Annotated in this window: 13 protein-coding genes; 6 read left to right on the top strand and 7 right to left on the bottom strand. The window is 59.7% G+C overall.

Annotated elements, in window-relative coordinates:
• Positions 1-2 precede the first annotated feature (2 nt).
• Together pgl and zwf are read right to left on the bottom strand one after the other, a co-directional pair.
• Complete coding sequence (gene pgl / locus J7416_RS03745) at positions 3-674, bottom strand: 6-phosphogluconolactonase (protein WP_209223193.1); 672 nt, start codon at positions 672-674, stop codon at positions 3-5.
• The gene (gene zwf, locus J7416_RS03740) at positions 671-2,125 is read right to left on the bottom strand and encodes a glucose-6-phosphate dehydrogenase (protein ID WP_209223191.1); all 1,455 of its coding nucleotides are present in this window, start codon (positions 2,123-2,125) and stop codon (positions 671-673) included. The genes pgl and zwf overlap by 4 nt, the downstream gene beginning before the upstream one ends.
• A gap of 161 nt (positions 2,126-2,286) precedes the next feature.
• Here zwf and J7416_RS03735 point away from each other — a divergent pair, with 161 nt between their 5' ends.
• Positions 2,287-3,240 (top strand): radical SAM protein, encoded by a 954-nt coding sequence (locus J7416_RS03735; protein ID WP_209223189.1) that lies wholly within the window; start codon positions 2,287-2,289, stop codon positions 3,238-3,240.
• Here J7416_RS03735 and J7416_RS03730 read toward each other — a convergent pair.
• Entirely contained in the window at positions 3,237-3,932 is a 696-nt protein-coding gene (locus J7416_RS03730; protein ID WP_209223187.1) for a hypothetical protein, read from the bottom strand. The two genes, J7416_RS03735 and J7416_RS03730, sit on opposite strands and share 4 nt — an antisense overlap.
• A gap of 90 nt (positions 3,933-4,022) precedes the next feature.
• On the bottom strand, positions 4,023-4,292 hold the full coding sequence (locus J7416_RS03725; RefSeq protein ID WP_209223185.1) for an usg protein: 270 nt from the start codon (positions 4,290-4,292) through the stop codon (positions 4,023-4,025).
• A 193-nt stretch (positions 4,293-4,485) separates the two neighbouring features.
• On the opposite strand from J7416_RS03725, the gene gyrA reads away from it, so the two are divergent.
• The gene (gyrA, locus tag J7416_RS03720) at positions 4,486-7,212 is read left to right on the top strand and encodes a DNA gyrase subunit A (RefSeq protein WP_209223183.1); all 2,727 of its coding nucleotides are present in this window, start codon (positions 4,486-4,488) and stop codon (positions 7,210-7,212) included.
• Between the two features lie 154 nt (positions 7,213-7,366).
• The gene (locus J7416_RS03715; protein ID WP_209223181.1) at positions 7,367-8,119 is read left to right on the top strand and encodes an AAA family ATPase; all 753 of its coding nucleotides are present in this window, start codon (positions 7,367-7,369) and stop codon (positions 8,117-8,119) included.
• A 14-nt stretch (positions 8,120-8,133) separates the two neighbouring features.
• Here J7416_RS03715 and J7416_RS03710 read toward each other — a convergent pair whose 3' ends face one another.
• The 3 genes from J7416_RS03710 to J7416_RS03700 form a co-directional block, all read right to left on the bottom strand.
• Complete coding sequence (locus J7416_RS03710) at positions 8,134-9,603, bottom strand: carboxypeptidase M32 (RefSeq protein ID WP_209223179.1); 1,470 nt, start codon at positions 9,601-9,603, stop codon at positions 8,134-8,136.
• Between the two features lie 4 nt (positions 9,604-9,607).
• Complete coding sequence (ctaA, locus tag J7416_RS03705) at positions 9,608-10,753, bottom strand: heme A synthase (RefSeq protein ID WP_209223177.1); 1,146 nt, start codon at positions 10,751-10,753, stop codon at positions 9,608-9,610.
• A gap of 62 nt (positions 10,754-10,815) precedes the next feature.
• Positions 10,816-11,559 (bottom strand): RNA methyltransferase, encoded by a 744-nt coding sequence (locus J7416_RS03700; RefSeq protein WP_209223175.1) that lies wholly within the window; start codon positions 11,557-11,559, stop codon positions 10,816-10,818.
• Positions 11,560-11,712: 153 nt separating this feature from the next.
• Here J7416_RS03700 and J7416_RS03695 point away from each other — a divergent pair, with 153 nt between their 5' ends.
• Genes J7416_RS03695 through J7416_RS03685 form a run of 3 tightly spaced genes read left to right on the top strand, consistent with a single transcriptional unit; the run spans position 11,713 to position 14,180 of the window.
• Complete coding sequence (locus tag J7416_RS03695) at positions 11,713-12,330, top strand: thiamine phosphate synthase (protein WP_209223173.1); 618 nt, start codon at positions 11,713-11,715, stop codon at positions 12,328-12,330.
• A gap of 45 nt (positions 12,331-12,375) precedes the next feature.
• A complete protein-coding gene (locus J7416_RS03690) occupies positions 12,376-13,269 on the top strand; it encodes a PfkB family carbohydrate kinase (protein ID WP_209223171.1) in 894 nt (297 codons plus the stop codon).
• The gene (locus tag J7416_RS03685) at positions 13,266-14,180 is read left to right on the top strand and encodes a pseudouridine-5'-phosphate glycosidase (protein WP_209223169.1); all 915 of its coding nucleotides are present in this window, start codon (positions 13,266-13,268) and stop codon (positions 14,178-14,180) included. Before J7416_RS03690 ends, J7416_RS03685 begins: the two co-directional genes overlap by 4 nt.
• The last annotated feature ends 7 nt before the right edge of the window (positions 14,181-14,187 follow it).

Below are 14,187 nucleotides of genomic sequence, written 5' to 3'. Positions count from 1 at the left end.
CGTTACTCCGCCCAATGTACCGTCATGCCGGTCAGCGCCGCAGCAATGGGGGCTTCTTCCGGCGGCAAGGACATGGCCTTTTCCAACGCGTCACGCTTGGCGGCCCCGAAAATAATCAGGTGTTTGGACAGCGCCCCGTCCAACACCGGCCCGGTCAGTGTGATCCGCGCTTCGGGCTGCGTTTCAGGGCGCGCCACAGCCAGCGGCCGGGCGTGGCCGTCCAGCGCAGCCTCAAGCCCTGCCATTCCGGGAAACAGGGATGCCGTGTGCATGTCCTCACCCATACCCAGCACCAGGACGGACAATGGCAGGACCGGAGTGATCAGGCTTTCGATCTCGGCCAGCACCGCATCGGGTTCTTTTCCTTCGACATAGAGCGGCACATATTGCGCAACAGATGCGCGGTTTGTCAGCAGCCGCTGGCGGATCAGCCGTTCGTTCGACCGGTCGCTGTCACCCGGAACACACCGTTCATCGGTGGGCAGAACCCGCACACGATCCCATTCCAGATCCGCGGCGCAAAGACTGTCAAAGACCGGTCCCGGAGTCGTTCCGCCAGGCACCGCCAGCGAGACCATATCATGGTGCAGCAAGGCGGCCTCTAACTCTCCGGCCAAAGCGTTGGCGACATCAATGGCCAGCATGTCGCGGTCGGCATATTCCTGAATGTTCATGGGTTTATTCCTTGCCAGCGGCGACCATCTCGATTCATCAGCAGCTCGGCGTCGCCCGGGCCAGTGCTGCCGCTTTCATACGGTTTGGGTACATCGCCCCGCGCTTGCCACCCAGCGATGATCGGGTCGGTCCAGGCCCACGCGGCCTCAACCTCATCGCCGCGCATGAACAGGGTTTGGTTTCCCCGGATCACGTCCATGACCAAACGTTCATAGGCATCTGGCGGGTTTTGGTTCTCTGGCCCCAGCGCTTCGGCAAAACTCATGTCCAGAGGCACATCGACCAGACGCATCCCGCCCTGCCCCGGCTCCTTGATCGTCACTTTCAACGTGATCCCTTCGTTCGGCTGCAACCGGATCGACAAGACATTCGCGTGACGACCAGCATCCGCCCCAAAGATCGAATGCGGCGCGTCTTTGAACATTACGTTGATCACCGAAGACCGCGCCACCAAACGTTTGCCCGTGCGCAGATAGAACGGCGTTCCCGCCCACCGCCAATTGCTGACATGCGCCTTCAGCGCGACATAGCTTTCGGTGGTCGAGCGCGGATTGCCCACAATCTCACGGTACCCTTTTCCGCTGCCACTGCCATCGAATTGACCGCGGACGATGTGGTGCGGCTCGACCTGATCCAGCGCGCGGATGACTTTCAGCTTTTCATCCCGAACCGCGTCGGGATCGAACTTTGCCGGGGGCTCCATCGCGATCAGACAGAGCAGCTGCATCAGGTGGTTCTGCATCATGTCGCGCATCGCACCTGCGCGCTCATAATACTCCTCGCGGCCGTCAATGCCCACGGACTCGGCCACGGTGATCTGGATGTGATCGACATACTGGCTGTTCCAGAGCGGCTCGAACAGCATATTGCCAAACCGCACGGCCATCAGATTCTGAACAGTTTCCTTACCCAGATAATGGTCAATGCGGTAAATCTGACCTTCGCGGAAATGCTCGGCCAGCGTCGCATTCAAGGCGCGGGCACTTTCCAGATCGTGACCAAAGGGTTTTTCGACCACAATCCGAGTGCTGGAGGTCGCCAGATCATGAGCCTTGATCCGTTCCGCCAACGGTCCAAACAGCCGCGGTCCCACGGAAAAGTAAAACGCCCTAACTCGGTCTGCGGTCAACTTGGCCGCCAACTGGTCCCAGCCCTCGTTCGATGACCCGTCCAATGTCACGTAGTCGACGCGCTGCAAAAACGCGTCCAAAGCGGGAGCGTCCTGACACTGTACTGCGGCATGGGTTCGCAGCGATTCGGCCACAATGCCCTGAAACGCCGCCCGATCGTGTTCGGTGCGCGCCGCGCCGATGATTTGCACGGCGTCATCCCACTGTCCCGCGCAAAACCGTTTGAACAGCGCCGGTAAAATCTTGCGCTGCGCCAAATCCCCGGTCCCGCCAAAAATGACGAGATCGAACGGATCAACGGGTATGACGCGAGAAACCATGATTTTTCCTTACCTTGCCCCGCGGGGCATGTCCAATGTTAGCGCCATCAGTCAAGGCAAAAACAACTTCATCAAAACTCTGTCAGGTGTCGTTGGCCTGACTTAACTAATCCGACTCAAACGGCTACATCAAAAACAACTAGAATGAACCGGATACGGTAATGAAAGACAACGCGCCTCAGACCGCCAATATCGGCAAGTTTCAGAACAAACTGGTGACAGCAGATGGGCAGACCCGCGCTTCGGTTGCGCTGAAAAACCCGGAAACCCTATGGTTCAATACCGGCACGCTCTGCAACATCGAATGCGTCAATTGCTATATCGCCAGCAGCCCGACCAATGATGCGCTTGTCTATATCACCGCCGACGAGGTGCGCGATTACCTGGACCAGATCGAAGAGCGCGGCTGGCCCGTGCGCGAGATTGGGTTCACGGGTGGTGAGCCCTTTATGAACCCCGAAATGATCGACATGACCCGCGCCGCGCTGGAACGCGGCTATGAAGTGTTGATCCTGACCAATGCAATGCAGCCGATGATGCGCCGCAAGATGCGCGAAGGTTTGCTGGATCTGCAGTCCGACTATAGTGACAAGCTAACCCTGCGGATTTCTGTCGACCACTACCGCCCCGAATTGCATGACGAAGAACGCGGCAAGGGCAGTTTTGACAAGACGGTCATCGGTATGGAGTGGCTGCGCGATAACGGCTTCAACATCGCCATCGCGGGCCGCACGGTTTGGGGTGACAGCGATGCGGACAGCCGCGCTGGCTACGATGAGTTCTTCCAACAGCATAGCTTTGATATCGATGCGCAAAACCCCGGCCAGACCGTTCTGTTCCCGGAAATGGACGAAAACGTGGAAGTCCCTGAAATCACCACCGCCTGCTGGGGCATTCTGGACAAATCGCCGACCTCTGTGATGTGTTCCAACGCCCGTATGGTGGTCAAACGCAAAGGCGCCAAACGCCCAGCGGTGCTGGCATGTACCTTGCTACCCTATGAGCCAGAGTTTGAAATGGGCGAAACACTGGCCGAGGCCGAGGCCGACGTGCACCTAAATCACCCGCACTGCGCGAAATTCTGCGTTCTGGGCGGGGCGAGTTGTTCGGGCTAGTTCAACTCGGGCGATTTCCAGTACTTCGTGCCTGAAGCGCCGGCCGAGACGCGCCAGCCCTTTTTGCTCAGCACAAAGAATGACCGCCCGTCAGTGAACCTAAGCGTTTCGTCGGTGCGCTCGTCGCCATACATCGCGCCGGACTCTGCTGTGGCGTCGTAACCATTGATAATGAAATGGTTCAAATCCGCTTGGGTTTCGAACAGGATTACGAACTTGGTCTCGAACCCGCCAATGCCCACAGCCGCACCAACGCCGCCGGTTCCCATGTTCATGTAAGTGTGCTGGCCCGTCTCTTTATCCACTGCCACGCCGCGACCATACCCGGCAGCGACCGGAAAGACCGTAACTTTGCGGGAATCGAACGCGGCATACCCGGCACTAACATCGTACAGCGCCTGAGCCTCAGGGTTTTCCGCCAGCAGCTGCGCCAACACATCTGAGGCCATGACATCCAGCTTGGCGCGGGTTTCTTCTGGCGTGGCCTCGTTGGACAGAAGGTCAGATGTGGACGTTATAGTCTCATCCACCACACCGGCGCCTTTTTCGATCGTTTGACCGACGCTTTCAGCCCCACGTCCAATGGCATTCGCTGTGTTTTCAGCGCCCTTCTTGATTTTATCAAGGACGCCCTCAGCTGACACAGGTCCGCCAAGACAAATGGCGACTGCAAACAATAAAACTCTGGTCATTCCGTGTTCCTGCTCGTGATTTATGCTTTGGTCATCACGATACCGGAAGCGCCGAAAATGTATATGGGCTTTGAGCCGGATGCGTCTGCGTCAGTTCACGCGGAACTCACCGACCACGTTGCGCCATTCGCCGGGGGCGATCATCTTGCGATGGGTAAACCGCACCGAGTGCAGTGGCCCCTCGATCTCGCGTTGCCAAAATTCAATAAAATCGAAAAGCTTGGGATGATCTGGCGCAAGGTCGTAATCCTGCCAGATGAACGTGTTTAATACGTGAATGTAATCGGGCATGTGATAAAAAAATTCTGCCGTCGTCAGCCCATACCCCTTGAGCATCAGTTCTGTTTCGCTTTGCTCCATGCAGACCTCCAAAATCGTTGCAAGGTCTCTTCAGCATAACACGAAAACCACCTAATCCTTGGTTAACAATATGTTACCCTCATGTTACGGGGGTTTTTTGCGCGAAATGCGCTGCTTGCTTGCACCTTATGTGCCGGGTCTGATAAGGTACGTCCACAAGATATAGACCCAGCACAATAAACGGGCAGTTTACGTGAGCGATACGCCAGAAACCCCAGAAAACATGGATGAAACCCCGCCAGAGCGTCCCGTTTATGACGGCCCGACGGTGTCCATCGAATCCGAGATGCGCACGTCCTATCTGGACTATGCCATGTCGGTCATCGTGTCCCGCGCGATCCCTGATCTGCGTGACGGCCTGAAACCGGTTCACCGGCGCATCCTTTATGCGATGCACGAGACCGGCAACACGCATGACAAGGCCTACCGCAAATCGGCGCGACCGGTTGGCGATGTGATGGGTAAGTACCACCCCCACGGTGACAGTGCGATCTATGATGCGCTGGTTCGGATGGCGCAGGATTTCTCGATGTCGCTGCCGTTGTTGGACGGTCAGGGTAACTTTGGCTCGATGGACGGCGATAACCCGGCGGCCATGCGTTACACCGAAGTGCGGATGGATAAACCTGCCGCCGCGCTGCTGGCCGATATCGAAAAAGAGACGGTCGATTTTCAGGACAACTATGACGGTAAGGACCAAGAACCGACCGTCCTGCCCGCCCGCTTCCCGAACATGCTGGTCAATGGGGCTGGTGGTATCGCCGTCGGCATGGCGACCAACATTCCGCCGCATAACTTGGGCGAAGTGGTCGATGCGACGCTTGCTCTGATCGACGACCCGGATCTGACGTCCGAGCAACTGATCGAATACGTGCCCGGCCCTGACTTTCCGACCGGAGGCGTGATGCTGGGCCGGTCCGGCGCGCGCAAGGCGTATCTGGAAGGCCGTGGCAGCGTCATCATCCGCGCCAAGACCCGGGTCGAGGAATTGCGCAAGGATCGCTACGCGATTGTTGTGGATGAGATCCCGTATCAGGTGAACAAAGCCTCGATGATCGAAAAGATCGCTGAAGCGGTTCGTGAAAAGCGGATCGAAGGCGTGTCCCACGTACAGGACGAATCCGACCGCAACGGTGTGCGGGTTGTGGTCGAGCTGAAACGCGATGCGACGCCAGAGGTGGTTCTGAACCAGCTTTACCGTTTCTCGCCGATGCAGACTTCGTTCGGCTGCAACATGCTGGCCCTGAACGGCGGTCGACCCGAGCAGCTGACGCTGCGCCGCTTCCTGACCTCGTTCATCGACTTCCGCGAAGACGTTGTCGCCCGCCGCACCGCCTATGATCTGCGCAAAGCGCGCGAGCGCAGCCACATCCTGTGTGGTCTGGCCGTGGCGGTCTCGAACGTGGACGAGGTTGTTGCGACGATCCGGTCGTCTGCTGACGCCGCTGAGGCGCGCGAAAAGCTGATGACCCGCCGCTGGCCCGCGGCTGAAATCGAAGGCTATCTGCGCCTGATCGACGATCCTCTGTCCAAGATGAACGACGACGGCACCTATAACCTGACCGAGGTTCAGGCCCGCGCCATCCTCGACCTGCGCCTGCAGCGCCTGACCCAAATCGGCGTCAAAGAGGTCACGGATGAGCTGGAAGAACTGGCCGCCAAGATCAAGGAATACCTGGATATTCTGTCCTCGCGCGAACGCATCATGTCGATCATCGGTGACGAGCTGCGCAGCGTGCGCGAGCAGTTTGCCGTTCCACGTCGCACAGAGATCGTCGACTGGTCCGGCGACATGGAAGACGAGGACCTGATCGAGCGTGAAGATATGGTCGTGACCGTCACATCGGGCGGCTACATCAAGCGGACTCCGCTGGCCGATTTCCGGGCGCAAAAGCGCGGCGGCAAGGGCCTTTCGGGGATGCAAACCAAAGAAGAGGACGTGGTCACCACCCTCTTCGTGGCGAACACGCATACGCAGCTGCTGTTCTTCACCACCGAGGGCATGGTCTACAAGCTCAAGACATGGCGCCTGCCGCAGTCCAGCCGGACCGGTAAGGGCAAGGCCATCGTAAACATCCTGCCGATCCCGACCGGTGTCTCTATCGCGGCGATCATGCCAGTGGATGTGCCGGATGAAGAGTGGGAGAACCTGCAAATTGTCTTCGCCACCAGCGCGGGCGATGTACGGCGCAACCGCCTGTCGGATTTCACCAATGTCCGCCGCAACGGCAAGATCGCGATGAAATTGCCCGAGGGCGTGGAACTGGTGAACGCGCGCATCTGTTCGGAAGACGAAGACGTGATGCTGGTCACCAATTCCGGCCGTGCAATCCGCTTCCGCACCACTGACGTGCGCGTGTTTAACTCGCGCGAGTCGACCGGTGTCCGCGGTATCAAGTTGACCAATGGCGACCGGGTTGTCTCAATGTCGGTGATCCGCCATTTCGAGGCCGGACCGGATGAGCGCGCCGCCTATCTGAAAATGCGTCGTGCCGTGGCAGGAATTGCCGACGACGGTGAGACCGACGAGGACGAGGCAGCACCCGGCATGATCACGCAAGAACGCTACGCCGAAATGTCAGCCGCCGAGAACCTGATCCTGACGATCACGACCGGCGGCGCAGGCAAGCTGAGCTCCAGTCATGACTACCCCGTCCGCGGACGCGGCGGCATGGGCGTGGCCGCCATGGACAAGGCAATGCGCGGCGGCGAGCTCGTAGCCTCGTTCCCGGTTGATATCGAGGATCAGATCATGCTGGCCACGACCAAGGGTCAGTCGATCCGGGTGCCGGTCGAAGGGATCTCGTTCCGATCACGCTCGGCTGGCGGAGTGAAAGTCTTCAACACCGGCAAGGGCGAAGAGGTCGTCAGCGTTGCCTGGATCGCCGATCAGGGCGACGAGGAAGACGCCGAAGAATAAAGCGTATCAAGGCCTCGAACCTCTGGTTTCGGGGCCTTTTTCATTTTCGGCCAACAGGCATCAAACCGTTGACTTAACCCGCATTGCGCGCCGAAACTCATCAACAGATCGATTTTTTGTTGTGTTTGTTTATGTGTGCGAGGCGCGATCTGGCATGAAAGTCATTGCCTGTTATTCCAACAAAGGGGGCGTGGGTAAGACGGCGACAGCTGTGAACCTTGCCTATGCGCTGTCAACGGCAGGGGTACGCACGCTGTTGTGTGACCTCGACCCGCAAGGGGCTGCCGGGTTCTACTATCGCCTCAAACCCTCGAAATCCCTTAGCAATAGCCGTTTTTTTGAGGACACCAAGCGTCTGAGCAATGCTATTCGCGCGAGTGATTTTAGCAATCTCGACATCCTGCCCGCCAACAAGAGCTATCGGGAGTTCGATGTTTTACTATCGAAGATGTGCACTGACCATTCGCCGCTGGGCCGCGCTTTGGACAGGATTGAGTTCGACTATGAGGTCGTAGTCCTGGATTGCCCTCCGAACCTCTCGGTGATGTCCGAAGACATTTTTCAAACCGCAGACGCAATTGTCGTTCCGGTCATCCCGACAACACTGTCGCAACGCACCTTAAGGCAGTTGGTCAAGTTCTTTAAAAACAATGATCTTTCAATCGAAAAGCTGCATTGCTTCTTTTCCATGGTTCAGGTGTCAAAGACCCTGCATCGGGACACGATGGAGCAAATGAGAAACACCTACGGTCAGCGCTTTCTGACCACCCAAATCCCGTTTACCACGGATGTAGAGCGTATGGGCATGCATCGCGCGCCGGTCATGGTCAGCGCGCGCAATAGCCCGGCAAGCCAGGCCTATCTGGCCCTGTGCGAGGAAGTCGTTTCGCGAGTGTTCAAAACCTGAAAGTTTGCCCGCGTTCAAAGCCCGTAGAGCGCTCCGAACTTGTCTTCCAGATAGCTCAGGAACGGCTCTGGCCCCGGTTCAACGCCGCTGGCGCGTGTGATCGTGTCGCGCGGGGTATAAAGCGCGCCGTACTGCTGAAGGTTCTCGCGCAGCCAAGACGTTGCACCCGACGTGTCGCCTTGTGCCAGTTGCGCGTCCAAGTCCGGCACTGCCCCGCGCAGCGCCTGATAAAGACAACCGGCATAGACATTGCCCAGCGAATAGGTCGGGAAGTAGCCAAACAGCCCCACCGACCAATGCACGTCCTGCAAACACCCGTTCGACGGTTTGTCGACCGCGTATCCGAAATCCGCCTTGAACCGGTCATTCCACGCGGCTTCTAGGTCGCCGACCTGCAGATCGCCGGTCATCAATGCACGCTCAAGATCAAAGCGCATCATGATGTGGAGGTTATACTGCACCTCGTCTGCTTCGGTGCGGATATAGCCGTTATGGACACCATTCACGGACGCATAGAACGCGTCGGCATTTCCGATGCCGAAATCACCAAACGCGTCTTTCATCTGCGCGAACAACCAACCGGTAAAGGCGCGCGAACGGCCCAACTGGTTCTCGTAAATTCGGCTTTGGCTTTCGTGGACCCCCATTGACACGCCCATGCCCAACAGCGTCAAGTTGAATGCAGGGTCAATCCCCTGCTCATAGGCCGCGTGGCCGACCTCGTGGATTGTCGAGTAGAAGCAGTTGAACGGATCGGTTTCGCTGGTCCGGGTGGTGATGCGGACATCCAAGCCACACCCCGAACTGAAGGGGTGCACCGATTTGTCGATTCGACCCGTGTTCAGGTCATATCCAAAGGTCACGGCCAGTTTCTGGGCCAAGCGCATTTGGGCCAGTTCGTCAAAGGTGCCGGTCAGAGCCGCAGGCGCAGGTTTGTCCAACACAGCGGCGCGCAGAGCCACCAAGCGCGGGCGCATCTGGTCAAAGATTTCGGCAATCTGCGATCCGGTCGTGTAGGGCTCGTAATCCTCGACCATCGCGTCGTAGATGTCTCCGCCTTGCGCCAGCGCCGACCCTTCTTCGCGTTTGAGAGAGACAACCTCGCTGAGGGCGGGTAAAAACGCCGCCACGTCCTCATCCGCGCGGGCCTGGGCCCAGGTGCCTTGCGCGGCCGAGGTTACGCGGGCGATGGCCTTGGCCAGATCAGCAGGGACTTTGACCGTCCGCTCATAGGTTCGGCGGATTTCACGCAGTTGCGCCTGCCCAACCGCGTCCTCGGGCGTGGCTTGTTCCAGCCATTCCGCCACGCGAGGGTCGGAACGACGGGCATGCAGCACCGCTTCGATCGCGGCCATTTCCTCGGCCCGCTGGGGGGCCGCCCCGCGCGGCATAACCGTTTCCTGGTCCCAGCCCAATCGTCCTGCAATTTCGCTCAGCGCTGTTGTTTCGCGCTGAAAGGCCATCAGATCATCATAGGCTGCCATGGGGTCAAGCTCCGCGCAGAGAGGTTGCAATTGGGTAAGCGGTCAGGAACCGCGCCCGCAGGATCAGGGTCCAGACGACGACGGCCATGAACTGGTGGAAGATCGCAATCTGCCACGGGGCCGCATAGACCACTGTCACGATGCCGATCACCACCTGCAGGGACAGCGCCGCAAAGGCCGCGTTGAAGGCAAAACGTGTCTGCGGGTGCGCGCTGGTGCTGCCGCGCCGCCAAACGATCACGGCGAAGATGAACAGCAGGTAGCCAACGCAACGGTGGATGAACTGCACCAGACCGGGGCTTTCAAAGAAGTTCCGCCACATGGGTTCCAGCATCGCGGCATCGGGCGGCAAAAGCTGCCCTCCGATCAGGGGCCAGTCGGTGTAAGATCGCCCGGCGTCGATCCCGGCGACAAGCGCGCCAATGAGTATTTGCAAAAAGGTGAAATGCAAAAGGCCGGTTGAAAGCGAAAACAGCTTGGCTTCTTTCGCGCGGCGGGCCTGCATCAGGTCGCGTTCCTCGCGGCCCAGTTCAAAGATGTACCACGCCAGGAATCCTAGGATCACAAAGGCCAGTCCAAGGTGAACCGCAAGGCGGTAGCTGGCGACGGCGATCATACCTTCGCCTTGAGTGACACCCGAAGCGACCATCCACCAGCCGACAGCGCCCTGTACGCCACCCAAAAGGCCCGGGATCAGCAGCTTGGTTGTCCAGCCCGTCGGAATCTTGCGCGCGATCAGGAACCCGAAGAAGCCGATCGCCCAGACCAGACCGATCACGCGGCCCAGTTGGCGGTGACCCCATTCCCACCAGTAGATGAATTTGAAATCACTCAGCTCCATCCACTGGTTCTGGATACGCCACTGGTCGATCTGCTTGTATTTGTCGAATTCGGACTGCCAGTCGGCCTCGTTCATGGGCGGGATGGCCCCGGTGACGGGGCGCCATTCGGTGATCGACAACCCGCTGTCGGTCAGGCGGGTCAGCCCACCCACGGCGATCATGACAACCACCAGTGCAAACAGGATCATCAGCCAGACGCGAATGGCCTTGCGCGCGCCACCGCGCCCGCGGTCCAGCATACCGGGTTGAACGGCCTGTTGTTTTTCGGTGTCTGAGACGTCTTCGAAGATGCTGCGCTTACCGCTCATGCTGTCCTCTTGTGCCTTGGATTTCGTCGCAAGCTAGGGTGATGCGGAACATAGGTCCAGCCTCAGCCCTTGTCTTTCCAGCGGACCATCTGCCGCATGATCCCGTGCAGCATCTGCACATCCGCCCGAGTCATGCGCATCCGCGACCACAGGTTTCGCAAGTTGGTCTTCATGCCTTCTGCTTTTTCGGGCGGGTAGAAAAATCCCGCCTCTTCCAGACGATCCTCATAGTGTTCGACCAGTTTCTCGACTTCAATGCCGGTTGCCCAGTCGCCTTTGCCCAGATCCGTGGCCGCATGCACCACGTCTCCGGTTTGGCGCATCCACTCATACGCAGTCAGCAAAACGCATTGCCCAAGGTTTAGCGAGGCGTATTCGGGGTTCACCGGGACCGAGATGATGGCGTTGGCTTTGGCGATGTCCTCATTCTCAAGCCCGGCGCGTTCGGGTCCGAACAGGACCGAGACCTTCTCACCCGCAGCGACCATTTCGGAAGCCATCTGCATGGCACGCTCCGGGCTGTAGACAGGTTTGGTCAGACCGCGTTGACGGGCCGTGGTAGCAAAGACAAAGGTGCTGTCGGCCAGCGACCCGGCCAGATCGTCGAACAGCTGCGCCTCATCCAACAGCCGACCCGCCCCGCTGGACATCGCCACAGCCTTGGGGTTCGGCCACCCGTCACGCGGTGCCACGATCCTCATCCGGTCCAGTCCGAAATTCCACATCGCCCGTGCGGCGGCGCCGATGTTTTCACCCATCTGCGGGCGCACAAGCACGAATGAGGGCTGGGATTTATCGCTGGGCATGGCTGTCTCCGAAAGTTCCGCCTGCTGTAGTCTGCGCGCCGAAGCAGGGCAAGCCATCCGCGCCGTCATTTGCCGCCAAAACGGGTATAAAAGTTTGCTTCCCCGCCGCAATCCGCTAAACCGCGCAAAAGACTGAAAGCGAAGGACGCGCCAATGGACACCCCCGAGCAGCCGCAGATTTACCTGATCACGCCGCCGACCATCGAGTTGAGCACCTTCCCCAACCGTTTGGCCAGTGTGCTCGACAGTGCCGAGATCGCCTGTATCCGCCTGGCGCTTGCGGGCAGCGATGAGGACACGATCGCGCGCGCGGCCGATGCCTGCCGCGAGGTTGCGCATGCCCGCGATGTGGCGCTGGTGATTTCGAACCATGTCCTGCTGGCGCAACGGCTGGGACTGGACGGAGTGCATTTGGACGACGCGGCCCGTTCGGTGCGCGCGGCGCGCAAGGAACTGGGCGCGGACGCGATTGTCGGCAGCTTCTGCGGGGCCTCCAGCCATGACGGGATGACCGCTGGCGAAGCAGGTGCTGATTACGTGGCCTTTGGACCTGTGAGCGCGTCGACACTGGGGGACGGTACTGTAGCCGAGAAAGACCTGTTCCAGTGGTGGTCGGAAATGATCGAAGTGCCGGTGGTGGCCGAAGGCGGCCTGACGACTGACCTGATCCGCGACCTCGCCCCGCATACCGATTTCTTTGGCATCGGCGAAGAGATTTGGTCTCAGGATGACCCCGCCGCAGCGCTCAAGGTTCTTACCGACGCGATGTGAGCGTTGACCCTTGAACCTGCGCGGGGCCTGCGGCATGACGATCACATGACTCAGAACAGCGACATCCTTTGCATTGGCTCGGTCCTGTGGGACGTGATTGGCCGGTCTGCCAGCGCCATGCGGCAGGGTTCGGACGTGCCAGGACGGATCACCCGCCTGCCCGGTGGCGTGGCGATGAACATCGCCATGACGCTTGTGCGCTTTGGCATGACTCCCACCCTGCTGACCGCTATTGGCCGCGATCCCGAAGGGGATGAGCTGATCAATTCCTGTGCCCGGCTGGGCATGGTGACCGATCACGTCTATCGCTCGCAGGATTTGCCGACCGATCGGTACATGGCGGTCGAAGGGGCCAACGGCCTGATCGCGGCCATTGCCGATGCCCATTCGCTTGAGGCCGCAGGGGCCAAAATCCTGCGCCCGCTGATGCATGGACCGCTGGGGTACGAAAACGCACCGTTCGAGGGCCCGATCGCGCTGGATGGCAACCTGACGCTAAACCTGCTTGAGGAAATTGCCCAAAGCCCCGCCTTTGCGCGTGCAGATCTGCGCGTGGCCCCGGCCTCGCCCGGTAAGGCCGAGCGTCTGCTGCCCTTCCTGAAACATGCGCGCGCCACGCTCTATGTGAACCTCGAAGAAGCCGGCCTGTTGTGCCAACGCGAATTCGCCGATTCCGAATCCGCTGCCAAGGGTTTGCTAGACCGTGGCGCGCTGCGCGTGCTGGTCACCGACGGAGGAAACTCGGCCACTGTGGGCAGCGCGGATGAAATCCTGACACAAACACCCCCGTCCGTTCTGGTCACTCGCGTGACCGGCGCAGGCGATACATTCATGGCGGCTCATATCGCCTCAGAGGCCGGTGGCGCATCGAACGAAGAGGCTCTGACCCGCGCCCTGAACGCCGCCGCAACATACGTATCCGGAGAAACCCCACTGTGATCGACATCCAATATTCCGCCGAGGTCCGCGCCGCCAAAGACGCAGGCCAACCCATCGTCGCGCTGGAAAGCACCATCATCACGCACGGGATGCCTTACCCTCAGAACATCGAGGTAGCGGCACAGGTCGAACAAGACATCCGCGACGCAGGCGCGGTTCCGGCCACGATGGCGGTAATCAAGGGCAAGCTGCATGTGGGTCTGGAAGCCGACGAGCTGAAAGCGCTGGGTCAGGCACAAGGCGTCGCCAAACTGTCCCGCGCCGACATGGCCGCCTGCGTGGCCACCGGCGGCACCGGCGCGACCACGGTCGCGGCCACGATGATCGCCGCGCATTATGCAGGGATCGAGGTGTTTGCCACCGGCGGTATCGGTGGTGTGCATCAGGGTGCCGAGACGACGTTCGACATCTCGGCCGACCTGCACGAACTGGCGCAGTCCCCGGTGACGGTCGTGGCAGCGGGGGCCAAGGCAATCCTGGATCTTGCCAAAACACTCGAGGTTCTTGAAACGCTCGGCGTTCCGATCATCGCCTACGGGCAGGACGAATTCCCGGCCTTCTGGTCGGCGAAATCGCCTTACGCCGCGCCGCTGCGCATGGATAGCGCCGAAGACATCGCCACGGCACACGCGACACGCCGTGCACTGGGTCTGCCCGGTGGCCAGCTGGTCGCCAACCCAATCCCCGCCGACGATCAAATCCCGGCCGAAGAACTGGCCCCGATCATTGCCTCGGCGCAATCCGATGCCAACGCCCACCGCATCAGCGGCAAGGGTGTCACGCCTTACCTGCTGCAGCGGATTTACGAACAGACCGAGGGGCGTTCGCTGACTGCAAACATTGCGCTGGTGCGCAACAATGCCCGTCTTGCGGCTGGTATTGCACGCGCGCTGGCGGACCGGAGCGATTGACATAAAG

Origin of the sequence: Ruegeria sp. R14_0 (genome assembly GCF_017743975.1) — a bacterium.
In the GTDB taxonomy this organism is placed as follows: domain Bacteria; phylum Pseudomonadota; class Alphaproteobacteria; order Rhodobacterales; family Rhodobacteraceae; genus Ruegeria.
The sequence above is the reverse complement of the archived record's forward strand: the minus strand, read 5'-3'. Positions and strand labels throughout refer to the sequence as shown.

Coding starts and splice junctions, on each gene's coding strand:
- ctaA (WP_209223177.1), bottom strand. CDS start 10,753: ATGAGCGGTAAGCGCAGCATCTTCGAAGACGTCTCAGACACCGAAAAA.
- J7416_RS03735 (WP_209223189.1), top strand. CDS start 2,287: ATGAAAGACAACGCGCCTCAGACCGCCAATATCGGCAAGTTTCAGAAC.
- J7416_RS03695 (WP_209223173.1), top strand. CDS start 11,713: ATGGACACCCCCGAGCAGCCGCAGATTTACCTGATCACGCCGCCGACC.
- J7416_RS03730 (WP_209223187.1), bottom strand. CDS start 3,932: ATGACCAGAGTTTTATTGTTTGCAGTCGCCATTTGTCTTGGCGGACCT.
- zwf (WP_209223191.1), bottom strand. CDS start 2,125: ATGGTTTCTCGCGTCATACCCGTTGATCCGTTCGATCTCGTCATTTTT.
- J7416_RS03710 (WP_209223179.1), bottom strand. CDS start 9,603: ATGGCAGCCTATGATGATCTGATGGCCTTTCAGCGCGAAACAACAGCG.
- pgl (WP_209223193.1), bottom strand. CDS start 674: ATGAACATTCAGGAATATGCCGACCGCGACATGCTGGCCATTGATGTC.
- J7416_RS03690 (WP_209223171.1), top strand. CDS start 12,376: ATGACTCAGAACAGCGACATCCTTTGCATTGGCTCGGTCCTGTGGGAC.
- J7416_RS03725 (WP_209223185.1), bottom strand. CDS start 4,292: ATGGAGCAAAGCGAAACAGAACTGATGCTCAAGGGGTATGGGCTGACG.
- J7416_RS03715 (WP_209223181.1), top strand. CDS start 7,367: ATGAAAGTCATTGCCTGTTATTCCAACAAAGGGGGCGTGGGTAAGACG.
- J7416_RS03700 (WP_209223175.1), bottom strand. CDS start 11,559: ATGCCCAGCGATAAATCCCAGCCCTCATTCGTGCTTGTGCGCCCGCAG.